Below are 21,249 nucleotides of genomic sequence, written 5' to 3'. Positions count from 1 at the left end.
GGTTGCTTGTGCACAGCTGCGGTGTCTACGGTCGGGGCAACCTCCAGGAGGAGCAATGGCCGTGAACCCGACCCACCCGTCGACCGCCCTCGATTCCCTGTTGCAGGAGCGCCGGGTCTTTCCCCCGCCGAAGGAATTCGCCGAAGCCGCGCGGATCGGCAGCCTCGACGAGTACCGCCGGATGCGCGAGCGGGCGGAGGTCGATCCCGAGGGCTTCTGGGGCGATCTCGCCAGGGAGCTGGTCGTCTGGCAGCAGCCCTTCCGCACCGTGATCGAGGGCGAGCTCCCCGACGTGAAGTGGTTCGAGGGCGGCGCCCTCAACGCGTCGGAGAGCTGCATCGATCGCCACCTCTCCGGCTGGCGCCGCAACAAGGCGGCGATCATCTGGGAGGGCGAGCCCGGCGAGGAGCGGGTGCTCACCTACCAGGATCTCGCCCGCGAGGTGGGGCGCTTCGGAAACGCGCTGCGCAAGCAGGGCGTGAAGAAGGGCGATCGGGTCTGCATCTACCTGCCGATGATCCCCGAGGCGGCGATCGCCATGCTGGCGTGCGCGCGGCTCGGCGCCACCCACTCGCTCGTCTTCGCCGGCTTCTCCGCGGAAGCGCTCCGGGACCGGATCAACGACGCCGGCGCCGAGGTGGTGATCACCGCCGACGGCACCTTCCGCAAGGGCAACGTCTCCCCGCTCAAGGAGACGGTGGACGCGGCGGTCCGCGGGACCTCCGTGCGCCGGGTGCTGGTGGTTCGGCGCGCCGGCAACGAGGTGGCCTGGATCCCCGGGCGCGATCGCTGGTGGCACGAGCTCGTCGACTCCGAGAGCGACTACTGCCCCGCGGTGGCGGTGGAGGCCGAGCACCCGCTCTTCATCCTCTACACCTCCGGTTCCACCGGAAAGCCCAAGGGGCTGGTCCACTCCACCGGCGGCTACCTCGTCGCTGCAGCGGCCACCACGCGCTGGGTCTTCGATCTGCGCGAGGAGGATACCTACTGGTGCACCGCCGACGTGGGCTGGGTCACCGGCCACTCTTACGTCGTCTACGGGCCGCTGGCGCTGGGCGCCACCGTGGTGATGTACGAGGGCGCGCCGATGCACCCGCAGCCTGACCGCTTCTGGCGCATCGTCGAGAAGCACCGGGTCAGCATCCTCTACACCGCGCCCACCGCGATCCGGACCTTCCTGCGCATGGGCGAGTCGTGGCCCAACCGCCACGACCTCACCTCGCTGCGGCTGCTCGGCACCGTGGGCGAGCCGATCAACCCCGAAGCGTGGATGTGGTACCGAGAGGTGATCGGCGGGGGGCGCTGCCCCATCGTCGACACGTGGTGGCAGACCGAGACCGGCGCGATGATGATTTCGCCGCTGCCGGGTGCGACGCCCACCAAGCCCGGTTCCGCCACCCTGCCGCTCCCCGGCATCGCCACGAAGGTCGTCGACCGCGAGGGCAACCAGGTGCCCGCGGGGAAGGGTGGCTACCTCATCGTCGACAGGCCCTGGCCCTCGCTGGCCCGCACGATCTGGGGCGATCACGAGCGCTACCTGCAGACCTACTTCTCCGAGTTCCCCGGGCGCTACTTCACCGGCGACGGCGCGCGAGAAGACGAGGACGGCTACTTCTGGATCATGGGCCGCGTCGACGACGTCATCAACGTGGCCGGCCACCGGCTGGGGACGATGGAGATCGAGAGCGCCCTCGTCTCCCACGAGAACGTGGCGGAGGCGGCGGTGGTCGGCAGGCCCGACGAGGTGAAGGGGACGTCGGTGGTGGCCTTCGTGACCCTGCAGCACGGCGTGCCCGCGACCCAGGCGCTGCGCAACGAGCTCAAGGAGCACGTGTCGAAGGAGATCAGCCCGATCGCCCGGCCCGACGAGATCCGCTTCGCGGAGGCCCTGCCCAAGACGAGGTCCGGGAAGATCATGCGGCGGCTGCTGCGGGACGTGGCGGCGGGGCGCGAGAGCCAGGGCGACGTGACCACGCTCGAGGATCTCAACGTGCTGGCCAACCTGCGGCAGGGGGACGAGGAGTAACGTCCACCGCCGTGCCGTGAACGAGGCGCCCGGCACCTGGGGAGGTGGCCGGGCGTTTTCGTGCGCGGTGCCTTGGCGTGCACTGCGGGGCGCTCGCGGTGGCTCCTCGGCTTGTTGGAAGCACCGACTTGTCTCTCCTGGAATCCGTAGATCCAGAAGCGATTGGGAGAACCCACTCGGGCCGTAGAAACCAGCATGAAAACCACATACGCTTTTCAAGTGGCTGGTCGCCGGGCAGCACATTTGTGTGGTCTGGCTCCAGCGCGAGGGGGCAGACGATGGCGCGCAAGCCAAAGATGGGGACCCAGGCCGAGCTCGATCTGCCGGAGCGGAATTGGGGCGGCGCGCGCAAAGGCGCCGGCCGCAAGCCGAAGGGCCCGCGTCCGCTCGGCGACCGCCCCGCGGTGCCGCACCTGCGCCGCGGGGAGATCGAGCGGCGGCACCCCGTCCACGTCACCGTGCGGATGATGCCGGAGGTCTGGAACCTGCGGACCCACCGCGCCTGGAACGTGCTCTCCCGCGCCCTGCTGGCGGCGCGCGAGACGGGCGCCCGCCTCACCCACTACTCGGTGCAGGGCAACCACCTCCACCTCATCCTCGAGGTGGAGAGCCGCCAGAACCTGGGCCGCGCGATGCGCTCCATCTCCATCCGCATCGCCCGCGGCCTCAACCAGCTCATGCGCCGCCAGGGCCGCGTCGTCGCCGACCGCTACCACACCGCCGTGCTCCGCACGCCCACGCAGGTACGCAACGCGATCCGTTACGTGCTCTCCAACACCCGCAAGCACCTGCTCGAGCGCGGCGAGGAGCTGGAGCCCGTCACGATGGACCGCTACGCCGCCGGCCCCGCCGACCACGTACCCCGCACGATGCGGCTCGCCGGGAGCGATCGCCCTCTCCTCGAGCCACGAACATGGCTGCTGCAGGTGGGGTGGCGACGAGGCGCCGCGTAGTCGCACGCCGTATTCCAACTCGGATACGGGAAGTCACGGCGCTCGCTCGCAGCGGGGCGAGGGGACCTCGTATGTTGCAAGTCGTGGCGTGGGAGAGCGCCGGCTCGGAGGGGCGAATGCGGTGGTTCACGTTGCTTGGGGCGGTCGGGTGGGTGGCACTGGTGCCCGCGCAGGCGGAGGCGGATTGCGCTCCTTCCTGCGCCGCGCAGCTCTGCATGCAGCAGTGGGCCGAGGCGTGGGGCGCCGCACGGGGGACGGTGCTGGAGGGGGAGGCCCTCACCGTTCGTCTGGACCAGGTCCACGGACCGCTGGCGAGCGAGATCTCCGTCGGCACGGAGCTGCCGCTCGAGATTTACGTGATCGACGCTCCGGGTCCGGACACCGAGGTGCTGGTGGCGGTGGAGCAGTGGGGAGCGGAGCGCTCCGCCCGGGCCATCGCCACCGTCGACCAGGCCGGGCAGGTGCGGTGCGACGGCGAGGCCATCGACCTCGACGAGGCGCTGGCGATCGCCGTCGCGCCCGACTGCGAGGATCGGGCGCTCGAGAGCGGCTACGACAGCGGCGCGGAATGCGACGACACCGAGCACATCGTCGGCTGCAGTGCTGGCGGCGGTGCGCCGTGGTGGGGCGTCGTCGGGGCACTGATCACGCTCGTGCTGCCGCGGTGGAGACGATGAGCGCAGCCAGATGCTGGTTGGGAGGCATCGCCTCTGCGTTGGTGGCGATGCTGCTGCCCGCGGCAGCGGCGGCGGACTGTGCACCCTCCTGTTCCTGGGTCATCTGTGACCCGATCCGACATGAGGAGGCGTGGACTCTCGTGGAGGCGGAGCGGGTAGGCGCACCCGGGCCGAACGGCCGAGCATCGAGCTACGTCGTCACGAAGGTCCTCGGCGGTCCCGGCGCTGCGCAGGTGCAGGTGGGTCTGGCGGTCGAGGCGTGGCAGACGGCAACCGACGAGGCGCTGCTCGTGCTCAGCGGGAGCGGCACCGCAGCCGCCGGACTCGAGGTCGTCGACGGTGGCCGGGTCGCGTGTATGGGCGCGTCGGGGATCGCCGATCGGCATGACGCCATCGATGCGCTCCTCTCCAGCGATTGCGGCCGCGCAACCGCACAGGCAGGGCTCTCCGGATCGTGCGCCGATGCGCCCTTCGGTTGCAGCACAACCGGCGCGACGGGACCTGCCGATGCCGGTGCGGCCGCAACCGCCGGCCTTCTGTTCGCGGCGCTGCTCGCCAAGCGGCGTTTTGGCGCTTCCTACCGGTTCAGTTGCCCAGGCCCCACGCACCGGGGGGAGGCGACTCGCAGCGCCACGTACGGTGCGCTGCAGCGGTGGCGGGTCCCCCCCGGCGTGCCGGACATAAAAGCACCCATCGCCATCATGCTCGCGTCCCTGCCTGTCTGCGCTCCTACTGCCGCAGCGGCCGATTGCTCGATGCCCTGCGATTCGCTGCTCTGCGGAAGCCAGGTGCAAACGGAGCTGTGGGGCGTTGCAGTGACGTCCCGCGCTTCGACGGGTACGCAAAGCTTCCATCTGGTCGAGCGGATCTCCGGACCACTGGCGAGCGATGTCGAAGTCGGGAGCGTCCTCTACGGCTTGGCCGGTGCAGGAGAAGAGCGATACCTGGTGATCCTCGAGGGACGCGACCTCGCCGTGCGCTGGAGCTTCGCGGTAGGTGAAGACGGTGCCGTCTCCTGTGACGGCGCTGCGCCCCTCGAGGACGTGGAAGCCGCGGCGCTCTCGCCAACGTGCGCCGACGATGCGGTCGCACTCGGTTTCGACGCCGGCTACATCTGCAGCGGCGACGATTGGGACGATGGCGGTTGCAGCACGTCGAGCGGCCCACGGGCCTGGTCCGGTGCGGCGCTCGTCACGCTGCTCCTCGCAACGCGGAGGCGCTCTCACGCCTCGTGAGAGCCCTCGTCCTCGGGCGCGGCGTCCGCGTCCGGCGGCGGGGCGAAGAGGTCGGTCTGCAGGGGATCGAGGCCGAGGACCTTGCGGACCGGGGCGAAGGAGCGCCGGTGAATGGCGCAGGCGCCGAGCTTCTCCAGCGCCTCGTAGTGCTCCTTCACCGGGTAGCCCTTGTGCCTGGCGAAACCGTAGCCGGGGAACTCCGTGTCGTAGGCGGCCATGCGGGCGTCGCGGGTGGTCTTGGCGATGATCGAGGCGGCGGCGATGGAGAGGCTCTTGGCGTCGCCCTTGATGATCGCCTCCTGGCGGATGGGCAGCTCCTTCAGGCGCCGCGCGTCGATGAGCAGGGCCTCGGGGCAGGGGGCAAGGGCTTCCACCGCGCGGCGCATGGCGAGCAGGCCCGCGCGGTAGATGTTGACGCTGTCGATCTCCGCCGGCTCGACGAGGCCCACGCCCCAGCAGACCGCCTTCGCCTTGATCTCCGCCGCGAGGCGCTCGCGGGTGGGGGCGTCGAGCTTCTTGGAGTCGTCGACCTCGGCGATGCGCGCGTTGACGGGCAGGATCACCGCCGCTGCGACCACGGGCCCTGCGAGGGGGCTCATCCCCGCCTCGTCGACGCCTGCCACCAGGGTGATCCCGTCGGCGTAGAACGCCTGCTCGTAGCGGAGCATGTGGCGCAGGCGCTGCCCCTCGGCCCGGTGGGCGTGGCGGCGCTTGTCGATGGCGGCGAGCAGGGCCTTCGCCCCGGCACGAACGTCGTTGCGCAAGGCCTGCTCGAGCACCTGCGGGAGCGGGCGCGCTTCGTCGACGTAGCGCTTCCTCAATTCGGCGAGGCTGGGCGGGCGGGGCGTCACGGGGGGACCCTAGCCCCTCCGGGTGCGGGATCGCAACGGCTGCAAGCCGGGAATGGCGCTCAGGCCCGCGCCTCGGGCCGCGCGCCGCCGGCTAGGATGAAGTCCCAGAGATCGATCTCGTGGGCGAGCACCTCGAGCACCTCGCGCTGCGGGAGCAGGTAGGTCTGCATCCGGGTCTTCACCCGGCGGAGATCGGCCCAGGTCGGCTCCTCCCAGGTAGAGGCGAGGCGGTGGAAGAAGGTCCGCGCCCGCTGCTGCAGGACCCGCTGGATCTCCTCGGCGTTGGCGTGCGGCGAGGTGAACTTCATCCCCCTGCGCACCTGGGGCTCCGCACGCTCCATGAACCAGGAGACGAGGCCGTCCCGCGCCTCCTGCACCGAGAGTCGGCGGACCTCTGCCCGCCGTGCCAGCACCTCCACCATCATCGCCGCCCCTTCGCTCGAGCCAGAGGCCCAATCCCTCTGCGCCCCGGCAAAGGCTGGGGAGCGCCCTGCAGGCAGGCAAGCGCCCGGCGGCCCGGGTGGGGATGGTTGCGCCGGCAGCGCCGGCGGTGGGAGATCTGGCCCGTGGGGAGCAAGCGGCCAACGATGCGCTGGGGCGTCGCGGTCGGCCTTTCGGTCGCCGCGCATCTGGCTTTGCTCCTGCTGGCGAGGGAGCCGGAGCGGCAGCATCGGGAGCCGCCGATCGAGCTGGAGATCATCCCGGTGGCCCCGCCGGAACCTCAGCCCGCGCCCGAACCGCCGCCTCGCTACGAGCCGCCGCCGCGCACTCCGGGTGAATCACCCCCGGTGAGAGCCCCGCGCGGGAGCGTCGCCACACCGGCGCCGGCCCCCACGGCGGAGCCGTTGACCGAGCCGCGGCGGGTCGATCCCACCTTCCGCCGCCTCGATCTCCTCCCCGACCGCTACGAGCTCGCCGGCACCCTCGAGATCCCCGTGCCGCCCCCCGAGGAGCCCGAGCCCGCCCCGGGCCTCGCCGACCGCCTCGCCGACGATCGCGCCGTCCGCCGCGCCACCGAGCGCGTCGAGACCTACTGGTCGGAGCTGCGCCAGCAGCTGGAGCGGCGCTGGGAGGTGCCGAAAGAGCTGCTCCGCGACGGCCCCACCCGCGGCCTCGGCATCCCGGTCGAGGAAGCCTGGAAGGGCTACCGGGAGCAGGCGGAGCGCTACGCCGCCACCGGCAACCCCTACGGCGAGGGCCCCCTCGTCCCGGGCGCCAGGGAGCTCGCCGACAACGCCGTCCCGGTGGAGCTTCCGGACCGCGTCGAGCCCACGGTCGACATGGAGCGCACCGCCTACCGCCAGAGCCGCAGCGCCCTCGTCCTCCTGGTGCAGGACGAGACCGGCAACGTCGCCGACGTGCGCCTCCACCGCTCCAGCGGCAACGCCGCCTACGATCGCGCGGCACTCGAGCGGGCGAAGAGCCTCGCCACCCTCGACCTCGGCCTCCCGCCCGACGGCAACCAGAGCGTCTGGTCCTTCGACGCCACCCTGATCACCACGCCGCCGCTGCCGATCGCCGGCTGCGCCGTCGACGCGTACTTCATCCCGCGCCACTGCTTCTACCCCTTGAGCCAGCGGGTAAAGGAGGGCGTCCGCCTCGTCGGCGTGTGGCGCAAGGGCGAGCGCCCCGGGATCCGTTAGAAGCGCAGGGAGAGCCCGAAGCGCAGGATCGGCCCCGACGCGTCGAGGGTGCCGACGTCGATCGGCCCCGCCGCCGTCGGCGGCGGCTCCGCCTCGTCGTCCCCCTCCACCGTGGCCTCGGCGAAGTCGAAGCCGAAGGGGCGCAGGCCGTAGCCCGCCTCCACCGAGAGGCCGAGGCTCGCCCCCCACTCGTCGCCGTCGGCGGCGATGGGCAGGAGCAGCTCCGTCCCCAGCGTTCCCTCCAGCGCCAGCCCCCAGGCCGACGCCTCGAGGATCCGCGAGGCACCGAGATCGAGGCTCGCGTGCTCCAGCGCCGCAGCGCCTCGTGCGAACCAGCGCCAGCGCTCGGAGAAGGGCCGCCGGTAGATCGCCGCGCCCTGGAGCTGCTGCAGCAGGAAGTTGGTGTCGATCGCCTCGAAGACCTCGTCGCTGGCGCCGGCGAGCCCGTACGCCACCTCGAAGGCGAGGGGCGAGCCGCGCCCTGCCTCCCACCCCGCGCCGAAGAGCACGTTGGGGAGCGCGTCGGTACCGCTCACCAGATCGAAGGAGGGATCGGTGATCCAAATCGATCCGACGCGGGTGAAGAGGTGCACGTCGGCGAGCGCCGGCGTGGCGGCGAGCCACACGCAGCACGCAGCGAAAAGGGCACGCACGCTCATCACTCCTCCCCCCGGTCGAAGAGACCACCGAGCAGCACGCCCTCGTAGCGGACCGCGTCCTCGCGGCGCAACGAGCGCAGCGGCGCCAGCGTCACGTCGCCCAGTCGATCGTCGTGCAGCGCGTAGATGCTGCCGCCCACCACGCCCACCTGCCGAACCGGCGCGTCGAGGAGCAGGCCATCGCTGGCGAGGCTGCCGGCGGTGATCGCCGCGACGCCGCCGGTGGCGGTATCGTCCACCGTCGCCGGACGCTGGAGATCGAGCCCGAGGAAGACCACGCCGCTCGCCCCGTCGACGGCGGTGGAGGTGATCTGCCCGGCCACCTGCAGCGCCTGCAGATCGAGCCGCAACCTGGCGGGATCCCGCTCCACCCGCGCCACGGTGAGCGCGCCGGTGGTGCCGCCCTGCTGCGGGAGAAAGGCCTCGCCGTTCGCCACCACCGGCGCGCCGGCAAGCGGCCGCTCGAGGCGATCGACCACCAGCCGGCCAGCGGCCGGATCCCAGGCGGCTACGGACAGGCGATCCGTGGCGAAGCCCTGCGCGGTGAGGAGGAGCAGGCCGTCGCCGAGATCGGTGATCCGATCGAGATCCGGCTCCAGCGCCGCCACGTGCGTCGCGCCGCTGTCGCCCGTGGCGTCGAGGAGCGCCACGTGGCTGGCGTAGAGCGCCACCACCGCGTTGCCCAGCGCCTCGGCGACGGCGATGTCCTGCAGCGACCGGCCCCCGGCGACGAAGAGGAAGTTGATCGAGACGTCGAGGGCGCCGGCCGCCTCGAGGAGCTCCAGCGTGAGCACGTCCTCGGAGCCGACGGCCCGCACGAAGAGGAAGCTGCCGTCCGGCGAGAAGAGCGCCTCCGCCGGCCGGAGCGCGGTGCCGTCCCGCAATTTGAGGGGAACCTGCACCCGGCGCGCCGGCGCCGCGGTGTCGACCAGGGCGATGGCGTTGTCGAAGAGGAGGGCGGCGAGGGTGCCGCCGGGCTGGAAGACCACCGCGCGCGGCACCAGCGCCTCGGTCTGGAGCACCACCGTCGTGGCGCTGCCCGCGGCGAGATCGACCACGCCGATCTCGTTCAGGTTGCGCACCGGCGGCGCGCCGGCGGCGGGCGGAACGTCGGGATCGAAGCGGAGCACCGCGTGCGTGCCGTCCGGCGCGACCGCGATCTCGTCCCACGCAGCGCCCAAGGCGATCCGCCGCCGCTCGCCACCTGGCAGGCGCACGATCTCGAGCGTGGGGGCGTCGCCTCTGCCGCCGAGGATCGCCATCCCGCCGGACCAGGGAGCGGCGCCGCGGATCCTCCCCACCACGTCGAAGGCGCGGGCACCGTCGCCACCCTGCGGATCGAGGACCACGAGCAGCGAGGCGGTGCGATTGAGCCACACCAGCCGATCGGCTGCGACGAAGGGACCCTCCGCCTCCAGCGGCTCGTCCCAGCGGGCGCCGCGGCTGCCACAGGCCACCGTGGCGAGCGCGAGCAGGGAAAAGAGAAGGCGGCGCATCAACGCACCTCCGATTCGAGCTCGAAGCCCGTGATGGTGCGCACCGTGCGCTCGTCGAGGCGAGCGATGCCGATGCGGCCGGCGGGATGTTCCTGTGTCACCCAGATCCGATGGTGCTGCTCCGGCGTCGAGGCGGGCAGGGGCCCGGCGAACTCCGGCGCCGAGGCGAGCTGCAGCGGCTCGGTCACCAGCGTCTCGAGATCGATCGCGTCGAGGCCGAAGCGCTTCGCTTCGTCGTCGCGCAGGGTGACGCCGGCGTAGCGATCGCCGGTGGCGAAGACCGCCTCCCGGGGAACGAGGCTGTCGGTGAGCTTGAGCTGGGCGATGCCGCGCTCGAGGTCGACCACCGCGTAGCCCTCGGATTGATCCACCCAGCGCTCGTAGAGATCGGCGGCGGTGGAGTCGGGATCGGCGAGGTGGAAGACGAGCGCCTGCGTGCCGTCCGGCGAGAGCGCCACCGAATGCACCTGCTTCTCGAGGGCCGAGAAGATCGCGGTGGAGCCATCCGCCGGGTCGAAGATGCCGAGGCTCTCCGTGGGCGCGGCGTTGGAGAAGAGCACGGCGAAGCTGCCGTCCGGCGCCAGCGCCACCTGGCCCGGCGCCGCCAGGCAGGGCACCTCCTCGCAGCCGATCGCCGGGAGCTCCACCGTCGCCACCTGCACCGCCGCCGGATCACCGAGGGCGGCGGGCAGCGGGAACCAGGCCACCTGGCTGGTGGTGCGGAGCACCGCCACCGCCAGCGATCCGTCGGCGGTCACGTCGAGATCGCTGGCGGGGGCCGGCAGGGGCAAGGTGGAGAGGGTGCGGGCCTCCACGTCGAAGACGGCGAGCTCCGGCGCTGCCAGGGAGCGGAGCAGGAGGAAGGAGCCGTCCGGCGCCGCCACCACCTCGCGGGTGGCGATCTCGGCGAAGAGCGCCGGCAGCGCGATCCGGGTCGGGGCGGGATCCTCCGCCCCGAGGGGGAAGACGGCGATCTCCACCTTGCCCACCACCACCGCGTCGACCGCATCGTCTGCGACGGTGCGGAAGTGGACCGCCGTGTGCCGGCGGCCTGCGGCGAAATCCGCCACCGGACCCTCGAGGCCTGCGCGCAGGGCGTCCACGTCGACGAGCCCCACGATCCCCTCGGCGCCAGCGTCGGGGAGCATGCCCTCCGGCGTCCAGAGGAGCGCCCAGGCGCCGTCCGGCGCGAGGGCCACCGCGCCGAAGCGACGGGCCAGCGGCGCCACCTGCAGGCCCACCACCCCGCCCTGCCTGGCGAGGAGGGAGATCGCCCTGCCGCTCCGCGAGAGCACCAGCGCCGCGTCCTCGCCGGGGAGCACCGCCAGATCGACCGGCTCCTCGGGGACCGGCACCGACTCCAGCGCCAGCGTCTCGGGGTCGATCAGCGTCACCGCGTCGGCGAACGGCGCGATCACGTAGAGCCGCTCCGCCGAGGCGGCGGGGCGGGCGGCGATCCGGCTCTCCTCCTCCTCCGGCGGCAGCCCGTCGCTCGCGACGCAGCGCGCCTCGGCGTTGCAGACCAGCCCCGCGGGGCAGTCGGCGTCGCGGGTGCAGCCGCCGAGGCCGCCGCCTCCGCCGTCACCGGATGCGCCGGCAGACTCCCCTGCGGACTCGCCGCAGGCGGCGAGCACCAGCCCGAGCGCAAACGCCAGGAGCCCATGCAGATGAATTCGGTCCATGCGCTCCAGCGAAGCACGACCCGTGCCCGTGCGGGAAGCGACGTCTGCACGGGAATCGGCCACCCGTGACGGCTCGCGCCGCGACAGCGACGCCGGGCAATGCCGTATTCTCCGTGGTGCACGGCAAGATTCAGCCGCCGGCCCGCTCCACCTGCCGGAAGTAGGCGAGCCACGCCTCGATCACCGACCACGCCAGCGTGCCCACCACCACCCCGACGGCGACGAGCCCGAGCAGCACCACCGCCACGAGCGTCCCCACCCGGGCCCGCTGCCGGTGATCCGCCACCAGCGCCGGCAGCACCCGATCGATCGTCCCGGTGACTTCGGCCTGCGCGATCTGCGCCAGCGTCGCCGGCGGCACCACCGCGATCGTCGCCACCGCCTCCGCCAGCGTCGCGCCGGCCTCGAGCCGCTCCTGCGGGCCGGTGGCGCGGAAGGCCGGGTGCGGGGCCGCGTCGAGCGCGAGTGGCAGCGCCTGCCGCACCGCGATCCCGGCGGCCACGCAGGAACCCAGCACCTCGAGGAAGGTGGCGATCGATCCGTTGCGCAGCGCCTGCCGCGACCCGGGCAGTACGAGGCCTGCGCTGCGGAGGAAGCGCCGCGGCCCGGCGTCGGGCCGCATCCGCGGCACGAGGACCAGGGCGAAGAAGCCCGCGGCGCCCATGCCGGCCAGGAGCGGCAGCACCCGCGCCGCCCAGGCGCCGACGCCCTCCCGGAAGATCAGCGGCGCCGGCACGATGATCACCGCGCCGATCGCCAGCAGCAGCGGGTAGGCCAGGGCGAGCAGCACCCTGCCGCGCTCCCGCCTCCGCTCCGCCGCCCGCTGCGCGAGGAGGCGCAGGGTCGCGGGCATCGTCCCCTGGATCTCCCCTGCCTGCAGGAAGGCGAGGTCGGCGCCGGCGAGGATCCCGAGGCGCCCCAGCGTCGCCGAGAGCGGCGTGCCCACCGTGAACTCCGACCGCAGCGAGGCGACCAGCTGCGCGGGCAGCGCGCCTGCTGCCGCCTCGACGAAGGCCAGCGGCGCGAGGCCCGCGTGGATCGCCTCCGCCAGGCCGAGGAAGAGCCGCTGCCGCTGCTGCAGGGAGAGGTGGACCCGCCGCTCCGCCAGCTCCTCCGCCACCGGCCGCTGCCGCCAGCGCGCGTAGATCAGCCCGCAATGCGGGCACTCGGGGCCGTCGCCCCGGGGGCGGTTGCAGCCGGGGCAGGAGGCGCTGGTGAGGGCAGGGTGCATGGCAGCCATCCTACCCGTCAGCGGGCGACGACCACCGTTTCGACCACGCCGTTCGAGCGGGTCAGCCGGATCCCGCCGGTGGTGGGCGACTCGGCGCCGAACTCGATCTTCGCCATGCCCTCGAGGCCCTGGAACGCGATCGAGCCCGCGTGGGGCAGGGACTGTCCCGCGGCGCGCTTCAGCTGGCTCGCCTCCGCCTCGACGATGTAGCCGACGCCGTCGCCGCCGGTGAATTGGAGGTTCACGCTGCCGCTGCGCACGAAGGTCCCTTGCGCGTCGGCGGAGGTCGGCCCCGACCAGAAGAGCAGGACGTCGCCTCCGGTGGGCCCGTGGGCCACCGCGTCGAAGGCGAGGCTGTGGCCACCGCCGGCGCCGCTCACCTCGCCACACGAGACCACGCCGTGGTCGCCGGTGGAGAGGTCGGTCTCGAAGTAGCGCATCACGCTGCCGTCGGCCTGGGTGACGACCAGGGTGCCGGAGACCGGGCGCCCCAGCTCGAAGTCGCAGCCGTTCAGGGAGACCCTGGCGGCGCTCCTGCCCGCGATCTTCGTGCAGGCGCTCTCCGCCTTCGACACCGCCTCGACGCGGGCACAGCTCCCCAGCGTGGCGCCGAGGTAGTTGCCCAGCTCCTGCAGGTTGGCGCAGCTCGGGCAGTCGTCCATCGCGACGAGGAGCGCGTTCTGCGCCTCGAGGGAGGGCTGGATCCCGCCGAGGGCCTGCGCCACCACGGCGTCGTCGCCGAGGGGGGGCTCGCCGCAGCCGGCGAGGGCCGCAAGGGTGGTGCCGAGCAGGATGCGTCGAATCATGGTCGTCTCCCGAAACCGCGCGATTGTAGTGGAGCGCGTTTCCCGCACAAGCTCCGTGGAAAGAGGCCGCCGCCCCCTCTCCCGTGGAGGGGGCAGGCAGGCTGAGGAGGTAGCGGCGGATGCGCACGGAGAAGGCAACCTTCCCTGGAGCCCATGGCGACGAGCTCGCCGCGCGGCTCGATCTCCCCGACGGCACGCCGGTGGCCTGCGCGATCATCGCGCATTGCTTCACCTGCTCGAAGGACGTCTTCGCCGCGAGCCGGGTCGCAGCGGCGCTCACCGAGCTGGGGATGGCGGTGCTGCGCTTCGACTTCACCGGGCTCGGACACAGCGACGGCGAATTCGAGAACACCACCTTCTCGTCCAACGTGGGCGATCTCGTCGCTGCCGCGGACTTCCTGCGCGCCCGCCTCGAGGGGCCCTCCCTCCTCGTCGGGCACAGCCTCGGCGGCACGGCGGTGCTGGCCGCCGCGGGGCGCATCCCCGAGGTGAAGGCGGTGGCGACGATCAACGCGCCCAGCGATCCGGCCCACGTGCAGCACCTCTTCGTCGGGCAGCTGCCGGCGATCGAGGCGGAGGGAGAGGCGGAGGTGCAGATCGGCGGGCGCCACTTCCGGGTGCGGCGGGAGATGCTCCGCGACCTGGAGGAGCAGCAGGTGCTCGAGCAGGTGGCCGGCCTGAAGCGGGCGCTCCTCGTCTTCCACGCGCCCTTCGATCGGGTGGTGGGTGTCGACAATGCCCGCCGGATCTTCGACGCGGCGAAGCATCCGAAGAGCTTCATCTCCCTCGACACCGCCGACCATCTCCTCACCGATCACGCGGACGGCATCTACGTGGCCCACGTCATCGCCGCCTGGGCGAGCCGCTACCTGGGCGTGCACGCGGCACAGCCGACCCCGGCGGACGGCGAGGAGGTGGCGCCCGATCGGATCCGGGTGGAGGAGAGCAGCGCCGGCAGGCTGGCGCAGCGAATCCGCGCGGGCCGGCATACCTTGCAGGCGGACGAGCCGGAGCGGCTTGGGGGAAACGACACCGGCCCCACGCCCTACGACCTCCTCCTCGCCGGCCTCGGCAGCTGCACCGCGATGACGTTGCGGCTCTACGCCGAGCGCAAGGGCTGGCCCCTCGAGCGCGTGGCGGTCGAGCTCAAGCACGAAAAGGTCCACGCCGAGGACTGCGCCACCTGCGAGACCCAGACCGGCCGCATCGATCGAATCGAGCGGACCCTGGAGATCCAGGGCCCGCTCGACGAGGAGCAGCGCAAGCGGCTCCTCGAGATCGCCGACCGCTGCCCCGTCCACCGCACCCTCGAGTCGGAGGTGGTCGTGGTCACCAGCGAGAAGGCTCGTTAGGGCAGGTTGAAGATCGGCACACCCTTCGGATAGCTCACCTCGAAGGCGGTCTGGATCACGCGCTCCTGGCCTGCCTTCAGGTCGAGGGTCCAGGTTTGCACGCCCGGCTTCTGCTCGTCGCCCTTGCCGCCGGCGGTGGTGCCCTCGAGGATCTTCACCTCGATGTCCTCGTCGCGGCTCACCGGCAGCTGCTCGACGAGATCGATCTGCACCGGCTCGCGGTAGAGGTTCTTCACCTTCGTCCGGATCTTGTAGGTGTAGCGCTCGCGCCTGGAGAAGACGCCGTAGTCGTCGCGGTTGCGCTCGAGGACGTCGCGCTCCACGAGGATCCGCTCGTCCGGGCCGAAGGCGAGCTCGAGCTCGTCGCCCTCCGCCACCTGGCCGATCGAGCTCCTGCCCACGAAGGCCCCTTCGACGAAGAGCTCGATCGGGCCGGCGAGGAGGGGCGCGCCGCTCTCGTTCTTCGCCTTCGCGGTGAGGTAGGCCTTCGCCTCGATCGACGGTGCCACCACCCGGCGCAGCTTCGCCTGCAGGGGATGGGAGGCGAGGAAGCTCTTGCGGGCCTCGCCGGTGCTCGGGATGGTGGCGCGAGCCGGGGCGGTGTAGCTGGTGGAGAGGAGGTTCACCCGGACCTGCGCCGGCATCGGCTCGAAGGCCTCTGCCTCGTCCATCGCTCCGGCGGATTCGGAGAGCGACTCGGCCTTGGCCCGTGGGGCCGCCTGGCGGCTGGCGTAGGGCGGCGGGGAGGGCGGCCTGCGGGTCAGGTAGAGGGGATGGACCTCGGGGAGCGTGGTGCGGCGCATCGGTTCCGCCGAGGAGACCACCAGCTGCACGTTCTCCCAATCCTCGCCGGTCCGCTGCTGCACCCGGGCCTGGAGGCCGAGGTCGAGCCGCTCGTCGTCGGGGTCGAGGCGCGCGTCCCAGACCGGCTGCCAGCTCGCGCCGTGGACGAGGTAGGTGAGCTCGAGGTCGATGGAGCCCGCGCGCTCCACCAGCAGATCGACCACCGCCCGCTTGTAGCTGCGGCTGCCCTTCGACTGGAGCCGCGCGAGCTCCCGGCGCGCGGCGTCGAGCTCCTTCTGCAGCTGCAGGCGCTCGCGGGTGGTAGTGCGGACGGTGGCGCTCACCTCGGCATATTCCCTGCCGAGGAAGTCGACCATCGCCGACCACTCCGAGGTGTTCACCTGCCGGACCGGGAGGTTGTCCGAGCGCTCCTTCGCGTAGGTGGCCCGCAGCGCGTCGAGGAATTTCTTCTGCTCCGCTGCGGCCTCGAGCCGGTCGGCGAGGGCGCGGTCCCGGAACTCGAGGTCCCGCACGTTCTCCTCGGCGGCCTGCACTGCAGGTGAAGTGCTCTCCGCCTGGGGCTGCATCTCCACCGAAACCCCGAGGATCCGGGCTCTGGCGCCACCCTTCGCGAAGAGCCGCAGGGTGTCGTCCTGCAGCTGCGGGGTGAGCTCGTCGACCAGGAGCCGGACGCTGCCTGCGGGGAGTTGTGCCCTGCCGTGCCGGGAGATCTGGGCGGTGCTGGGATGGACGGTCACCTCGTCGATGGAGGTGCCGACCCGCAGCTCGGCGGCGGAGGCCGCTGCGGGCAGGAGGAGGAGGAGGAGGGCAAGCGCGCGAAGGCTCATATGGCCCTCTGACAGCACGAAGCGGGGAAAAGATTCAATCGCTCCTGCAGAACGGGAGCGGCGGGCCGCCTCGGTGGCGCCTTTCCCGCCGGATGGATCTGGGCTAAGAAAACCGGCTCCTGCCTCGTCCAAGGAGCCAATGACGTGCGTGAAGCCCTGATCTGCGCAGCGGTTCGGACCCCCATCGGCAAGCTTCGCGGCGCGCTGCAGTCGGTCCGCCCCGACGACCTCGCCGCCCACGCCATCGGCAGCCTGCTGCGCCGGGCAGGCGTCGACGGGGCCCGGGTGGACGAGGTGATCCTCGGCTGCGCCAACCAGGCCGGCGAGGACAACCGCAACGTGGCGCGGATGGCGCTGCTCCTGGCGGGGATGCCCCAGAGCGTCCCCGGCGTCACCGTCAACCGGCTCTGCGCCTCCGGCCTCGAGGCGGCGATCCAGGCGGCGCGGATGATCGCCGTGGGTGAGGCCGAGGTGGTGGTGGCAGGCGGCGTGGAGTCGATGACCCGCGCGCCCTGGGCGATGCCCAAGCCCGACGGCGCCTTCCCCACCGGCGGCAGCCAGGTCTTCGACACCTCGCTGGGCTGGCGCTTCCCCAACCCGAAGATGGAGGCGCTCTTCCCCCTCGAGCAGATGGGCGAGACCGCCGAGAACGTCGCGGAGAAGTACGGGATCGGCCGCGAGGAGCAGGATCGCTTCGCCTTCGACTCGCACCGCAAGGCGGTGGCGGCGTGGGAGCGGGGCGCCTTCCGGGACGAGGTGATCCCGGTGGAGATCCCGCAGCGCAAGGGGCCTGCCCTCGTCGTCGACAGGGACGAGTGCCCCCGGCCCGACACCACCCCCGAGAAGCTCGCCACCTTGCAGGCCTCCTTCCGCAAGGGAGGCTCGGTGACCGCAGGCAATTCCTCCTCGCTCAACGACGGCGCCGCGGCGCTCCTCCTCGCCTCGCCCGAGGCGGCGAAGGAGCTGGGGCTCACCCCCATCGCCCGCTTCGTGGGCGGCGCCTCCGCCGGCGTCGACCCGCGCTACATGGGCATCGGCCCGGTGCCCGCCGTGCGCAAGCTCCTCGTCCGCCACGGCGTCGCCGCTGCGGACGTCGATCTCGTCGAGCTCAACGAGGCCTTCGCCGTCCAGTCGATCGCCTGCGTCCGTGATCTCGGCTTCGATCCGGACCGCGTGAACGTCAACGGCGGCGCGATCGCCCTCGGCCATCCACTCGGCTGCTCCGGCGCCCGGATCCTCACCACCCTCGTGCACGAGATGAAGCGCCGGGGCGCCAGGCGCGGCGTGGCCTCGATGTGCGTCGGCGTCGGCCAGGGCGTGGCGGCGCTGGTCGAGCGGGTCTGATCCCGCGGCCCGGGGCTCACGCCGGCGGCAGATCCGCCGCCGGGATCCCCAGCACCGCCGCGATGGCTCGAAGGATGTCGGGCCAGCGCGGGCCGGTGGGGTGGATCCCCTCCTCGAGGGCGCGGACCTCCTCCGGGGAGATCGCCACCGAGCCCGCAGCCGGCTGCAGCGACGCCTCCCTGGCGACCTGCTCCACCGCCAGGCCCTTTTCGACCCGGCGGTGGCGGAGCAGGGCCCCCAGCCTGCCCGGGCCGAGGCGGAGCCTGCGGATCTCCGCCACCAGCCAGGGGACGTCCTCGAGGAGCTCGCGGAAGTCGCGGGCAACCTCCGGGGCGAGCTCCCCCACGTCCGCGCTGCGCAGCCGTTCGGCCAATGCCTCGGTCTCGGTCAGGTCGGTTTCGGTCATGGCCCCAATCTGCAACAGCGCGCAGCGGGACGCACTGCCGCGGCAGGGGCGCTGCCGTCAGACGATCGACGGCGCCAGCGCCCGCAGCCCCTCGGCGATCGAGCGGGCCACGTTCGCCACCAGGTCCGGCTTGGCATTGACCACGTAGAGGTGGGGGCCGAAGGACCAGAGCTCCCGTTCGATGCGGCGCGGCGGCGGCGCGTCCCTGCGGCGATCCTGCAGCGCCTGGGTGAGCATCGGCACCACCCGGTCGCCGAGCCGCAGCGCCGTGTCCACCACGAAGAGGGCGACGTCGGGCCGGAGCGCCTGCACCCGATCGAAGAAGGCCCGGACCTCCTCCATCGAGAGATGCTTGGGGGGCGAGGATTTGAGCTCGATCTGCACGAGCTTGCCCTCGGCGGCGGCGACCACGTCGAGATCGCCGCCGACCCCCGGGGCGCGGAATTTGTGGTTCACGGCGACGTCGAAGCCGAGCCGGGTCCGGAGCTCACGAGCGACGTACCACTCCAGCGTGCCGCCGAAGGAGGGCACCGGGTGGAGGAGGCGGTAGCGGCTGCCGCCCTCGTGGACCGCGAGCCCCAGCTCCACCAATGTCTCCGCCTGCTCCCGTGCCTTGTGGCCTGCGAGGTAGCGGGTCGCCTCCGTGGCGTCGAAGATGGGGCCGCAGTGGAGGGCGCCGCGGAGAAAGAGCCGGAAGGCGTAGTGGGAGAGCTTTTCGGCGAGGCGGTCGGCTGCAGGGCCGTCGAGATCGGGGGGGAAGGGCGTGAGCAGCTCGCCCGGCGTGGTGGCGAAGCCGCGGCGGCGGAGCATCGCCGCAGCCTCACCTGCGGGGGCGGTGCGGGCGGGCCTCGGCGCAGGCTGCGCCGCAGCCGCCACCTCGAGCTCCCGTGCGCTGGGCCGCGTGTGATCCATTCGATGGATGGTAAGGCACGGCCTGCGTTCGCCGCAGGCCGTGCTCCACTTCGCTTCGGCGGGCGCAAGGCCCCCGTGGTGGGGCCGCCGGGTTGGCATCTCGCTCGGGAGGATCCCGACCGCTCCCTCTCCACGCAGGTAGCGCCGCCGCCGTCCCCCCCCCCGTTGCGCCGGCTTCAGTGCCAGGTGCTCCGCCAGAGATCCGCGGGGGCGGCGGTCGGACGCTCGCGGGCTGGGGCCGCACGGTAGCTGCCGGCGGTGCGGCCGGCGCGCGGCGCCGATCGCGAGCTTCGCGCGGATCGCGCGGTTCGCGCGGCGAGGAGGCCGCCCAGCGCAGCTGCCGCGAAGAGCGCCACCTTGCCCCGGTTCATCTCGGCCCAGGTATAGGTGCTGTGGTGGAGGGCCCGGTGGTTGTAGCCCCGGACCTCGCCCTCGCTCCGAGGCGGTCCCCACAGCGCGTCCGCGCGGCCCGCCTGGTGTTCGGTCCGCTGCCCCTCGTACATCGCCTTCGAGCCCATGATCTTGTCGCCCAGCCGCGGCGCAATCCTGCCCAGCGAGGTGAGCCCCGGCGCGCTGCCGCCGACCGTGACCCGGGCGTGGGGCCGCTGCGCGTTGGCGAGGATCGCCCGTGCGACCACCTCGGGCGTATAGAGCGGTGGCGGCAGCTGCGGATCCCGATCCATGTAGTTGCGCGCATGCTCGGTGTAGGGGGTGTCGATCGAGGCGGGCTCGATCAGGACCACCGCCACCTGTGCGCCTTCGTGCTCGAGCTCGGTGCGCAGCGCGTCCGTCCAGGCCTTCATCGCATGCTTCGTGGCGCTGTAGATCCCCTGGATCGGGAGGGCGCGCTCCGAGGCGACGCTGCCGATGTTGATCAGCGTCCCGCCCCTGCGGCGCAGGTGGCCGACGGCGATCCGGGAGCCATGCACCACGCCCCAGAAGTTCGTCTCGAAGAGCTTGCGCTGATCATCGATCGACACCTCGAGGGTCCCGCCGTAGATGGAGACGCCGGCGTTGTTCACCCAGGTGTCGATGCCGCCGAAGGCCTCGATCGCCGCGTCCGCCACGTGGCGGAGCGCCTCCTCGTCGCCTACGTCGGCGGCGACGAAGATCGCCTGGCCGCCTTCGCGCCGGATCTCGTCCACCAGGCGGCGGAGCTCCGGCTCGTTGCGCGAGCTCAAGACCACCCGGGCGCCCTTCGCCGCAGCCATCCGGGCGGTGGCGAGGCCGATGCCGCTCGAGGCGCCGGTGATCACGATCGTCTGTTCGTCGAGCTTCTTCATGGTGCGTCCCCTTCGCTGCTTTCGATTCCCGTTGGGGAAACGATAGGGGCTCCGCTCCGCGCTGCTCGCTCGGGTGGCAGGGCCGCAGGCCCCTACCGCGATCGAAACAGGCCGACGGCAGCGGCGCCGCCGAGGAGCCCGAGGATCGGGTGGAGCGCGAGCGCTGCCAGCGGGCTGCGGTGGAGCACGCGGCGATCCGAGCCCCGCTCCCTTCCCTCGCGCGGTGGCGGCAGGTGGAGCCCGTCCCCCGGCGCCTGCACGGCTGCATCGCGCCGGAGCTGCAGCGCGACCGCCCGCTGGAGGAGCCGGTCGCCAGTGGCCGGGGCGAGCTTCTCGAGGAGGACGAGCCCGCTGCCGCCGATCACCGTGTCCCGTCGGGGCCGCTTCACGCAGCGGAGCACCGCTCTGGCCACCACCTCCGGTGCGTAGACGGGCTTCGGCAGAATGGGCTGTCTGCCGAAGGGGGTTCGGGCGTGGGCATGGAAGGGTGAATCCACGCCGCCCGGTTGGAGGACGGTGAGGCGCACCGGCACCCGATCGTGACGGAGCTCCATCCGCAGGGCGTCGGTCCAGGCCTTGAGCGCGTGCTGCGAGGCGGCGTAGGCGCCCTGCCAGGGAACGCTGCGGGTGGCCAGCACGCTGGAGACGGTGACGATGGCGCCGCCGTGCCGGCGCATGTGCGAGAGCGCCGTGCGGGTGGCGTGCACCGCGCCCCAGAAGTCGACCTCGAAGAGCCGCTCGTCGTCGGCGAGGTCCGACTGCTCGACCGGCGCATAGAGCCCCGTCGCCGCGCAGTTGACCCAGGCGTCGATGCCGCCGAAGGCTTCGATGGCCCGCTCTGCTGCTGCCTCCACCTCGGCGCGAACCGCGACGTCCGCCCGGGCCCACGCGGCCTTGCCGCCCCGCCTGCCGATCTGCCCGGCGACGTGGCGCAGGTCTTCCTCGTTGCGGGAGACGAGAAAGACGCTGGCGCCGCGTGCTGCGGCGAGGCGCGCGGTGGCGAGCCCGATTCCGCTGGTGGCGCCGGTGATCACGATCCTGCGGCCGTTCAGGGACATCGCC

20 protein-coding genes are annotated in these 21,249 nt (G+C 72.5%); 7 read left to right on the top strand and 13 right to left on the bottom strand.

What is annotated here, in order from left to right; translation table 11 throughout:
- Nucleotides 1-55 precede the first annotated feature (55 nt).
- From acs to ACESMR_RS06055, 3 genes are all read left to right on the top strand, one after another.
- Complete coding sequence (gene acs / locus ACESMR_RS06065; RefSeq protein WP_373045960.1) at nt 56-2,026, top strand: acetate--CoA ligase; 1,971 nt, start codon at nt 56-58, stop codon at nt 2,024-2,026.
- Between the two features lie 278 nt (nt 2,027-2,304).
- Nucleotides 2,305-2,979, top strand: a complete 675-nt coding sequence (locus tag ACESMR_RS06060; protein ID WP_373045958.1) for a hypothetical protein — start codon at nt 2,305-2,307, stop codon at nt 2,977-2,979.
- A 116-nt stretch (nt 2,980-3,095) separates the two neighbouring features.
- On the top strand, nt 3,096-3,656 hold the full coding sequence (locus ACESMR_RS06055) for a hypothetical protein (RefSeq protein WP_373045956.1): 561 nt from the start codon (nt 3,096-3,098) through the stop codon (nt 3,654-3,656).
- Here the strand turns inward: ACESMR_RS06055 and ACESMR_RS06050 are convergent.
- Entirely contained in the window at nt 3,625-3,759 is a 135-nt protein-coding gene (locus ACESMR_RS06050) for a hypothetical protein (protein ID WP_373045955.1), read from the bottom strand. The genes ACESMR_RS06055 and ACESMR_RS06050 overlap by 32 nt on opposite strands.
- Before the next feature lie 37 nt (nt 3,760-3,796).
- Between ACESMR_RS06050 and ACESMR_RS06045 the strand changes: the two genes are divergently transcribed.
- Nucleotides 3,797-4,891 carry a hypothetical protein gene (locus ACESMR_RS06045; RefSeq protein WP_373045953.1) on the top strand — a complete coding sequence of 365 codons (1,095 nt, stop codon included), beginning with the start codon at nt 3,797-3,799 and terminating at the stop codon, nt 4,889-4,891.
- Here the strand turns inward: ACESMR_RS06045 and ACESMR_RS06040 are convergent.
- The gene (locus ACESMR_RS06040; protein ID WP_373045952.1) at nt 4,879-5,742 is read right to left on the bottom strand and encodes a ribonuclease HII; all 864 of its coding nucleotides are present in this window, start codon (nt 5,740-5,742) and stop codon (nt 4,879-4,881) included. The two genes, ACESMR_RS06045 and ACESMR_RS06040, sit on opposite strands and share 13 nt — an antisense overlap.
- A gap of 59 nt (nt 5,743-5,801) precedes the next feature.
- On the bottom strand, nt 5,802-6,164 hold the full coding sequence (locus ACESMR_RS06035) for a hypothetical protein (protein WP_373045950.1): 363 nt from the start codon (nt 6,162-6,164) through the stop codon (nt 5,802-5,804).
- 423 nt (nt 6,165-6,587) lie between these two features.
- Here ACESMR_RS06035 and ACESMR_RS06030 point away from each other — a divergent pair, with 423 nt between their 5' ends.
- Complete coding sequence (locus ACESMR_RS06030) at nt 6,588-7,385, top strand: energy transducer TonB (RefSeq protein WP_373045948.1); 798 nt, start codon at nt 6,588-6,590, stop codon at nt 7,383-7,385.
- Here ACESMR_RS06030 and ACESMR_RS06025 read toward each other — a convergent pair.
- From ACESMR_RS06025 to ACESMR_RS06005, 5 genes are all read right to left on the bottom strand, one after another.
- Nucleotides 7,382-8,038 (bottom strand): hypothetical protein, encoded by a 657-nt coding sequence (locus tag ACESMR_RS06025; protein ID WP_373045947.1) that lies wholly within the window; start codon nt 8,036-8,038, stop codon nt 7,382-7,384. The genes ACESMR_RS06030 and ACESMR_RS06025 overlap by 4 nt on opposite strands.
- Before the next feature lie 5 nt (nt 8,039-8,043).
- Complete coding sequence (locus ACESMR_RS06020; protein ID WP_373045945.1) at nt 8,044-9,540, bottom strand: hypothetical protein; 1,497 nt, start codon at nt 9,538-9,540, stop codon at nt 8,044-8,046.
- Complete coding sequence (locus tag ACESMR_RS06015) at nt 9,540-11,222, bottom strand: hypothetical protein (protein WP_373045944.1); 1,683 nt, start codon at nt 11,220-11,222, stop codon at nt 9,540-9,542. Before ACESMR_RS06015 ends, ACESMR_RS06020 begins: the two co-directional genes overlap by 1 nt.
- Before the next feature lie 130 nt (nt 11,223-11,352).
- Nucleotides 11,353-12,453 (bottom strand): type II secretion system F family protein, encoded by a 1,101-nt coding sequence (locus tag ACESMR_RS06010; RefSeq protein ID WP_373045942.1) that lies wholly within the window; start codon nt 12,451-12,453, stop codon nt 11,353-11,355.
- Nucleotides 12,454-12,470: 17 nt separating this feature from the next.
- Nucleotides 12,471-13,259 carry a hypothetical protein gene (locus tag ACESMR_RS06005; RefSeq protein ID WP_373045940.1) on the bottom strand — a complete coding sequence of 263 codons (789 nt, stop codon included), beginning with the start codon at nt 13,257-13,259 and terminating at the stop codon, nt 12,471-12,473.
- Nucleotides 13,260-13,378: 119 nt separating this feature from the next.
- Here ACESMR_RS06005 and ACESMR_RS06000 point away from each other — a divergent pair, with 119 nt between their 5' ends.
- Entirely contained in the window at nt 13,379-14,611 is a 1,233-nt protein-coding gene (locus tag ACESMR_RS06000; RefSeq protein WP_373045938.1) for an alpha/beta fold hydrolase, read from the top strand.
- On the opposite strand, the gene ACESMR_RS05995 is transcribed toward ACESMR_RS06000, so the two are convergent.
- Nucleotides 14,608-16,242, bottom strand: coding sequence for a mucoidy inhibitor MuiA family protein (locus ACESMR_RS05995; RefSeq protein WP_373045936.1), 1,635 nt, complete (start codon nt 16,240-16,242; stop codon nt 14,608-14,610). The genes ACESMR_RS06000 and ACESMR_RS05995 overlap by 4 nt on opposite strands.
- A 144-nt stretch (nt 16,243-16,386) precedes the next feature.
- On the opposite strand from ACESMR_RS05995, the gene ACESMR_RS05990 reads away from it, so the two are divergent.
- On the top strand, nt 16,387-17,586 hold the full coding sequence (locus tag ACESMR_RS05990; protein WP_373045934.1) for a thiolase family protein: 1,200 nt from the start codon (nt 16,387-16,389) through the stop codon (nt 17,584-17,586).
- 16 nt (nt 17,587-17,602) lie between these two features.
- Here ACESMR_RS05990 and ACESMR_RS05985 read toward each other — a convergent pair whose 3' ends face one another.
- The 4 genes from ACESMR_RS05985 to ACESMR_RS05970 form a co-directional block, all read right to left on the bottom strand.
- Nucleotides 17,603-17,992, bottom strand: coding sequence for a helix-turn-helix domain-containing protein (locus ACESMR_RS05985; protein ID WP_373045932.1), 390 nt, complete (start codon nt 17,990-17,992; stop codon nt 17,603-17,605).
- A 57-nt stretch (nt 17,993-18,049) separates the two neighbouring features.
- Nucleotides 18,050-18,904, bottom strand: a complete 855-nt coding sequence (locus tag ACESMR_RS05980) for a hypothetical protein (protein WP_373045931.1) — start codon at nt 18,902-18,904, stop codon at nt 18,050-18,052.
- A 176-nt stretch (nt 18,905-19,080) separates the two neighbouring features.
- A complete protein-coding gene (locus ACESMR_RS05975; protein ID WP_373045929.1) occupies nt 19,081-20,187 on the bottom strand; it encodes an SDR family oxidoreductase in 1,107 nt (368 codons plus the stop codon).
- Nucleotides 20,188-20,279: 92 nt separating this feature from the next.
- Nucleotides 20,280-21,245: an SDR family oxidoreductase gene (locus ACESMR_RS05970; RefSeq protein ID WP_373045927.1), complete on the bottom strand. Its 966-nt coding sequence runs from the start codon at nt 21,243-21,245 to the stop codon at nt 20,280-20,282.
- Between the last annotated feature and the right edge of the window lie 4 nt (nt 21,246-21,249).

The organism is Vulgatibacter sp. (genome assembly GCF_041687135.1).
Lineage (GTDB): Bacteria > Myxococcota > Myxococcia > Myxococcales > Vulgatibacteraceae > JAWLCN01.
Note: the sequence above shows the minus strand (reverse complement) of the source record. Positions and strands in the feature narration are given on the sequence as shown.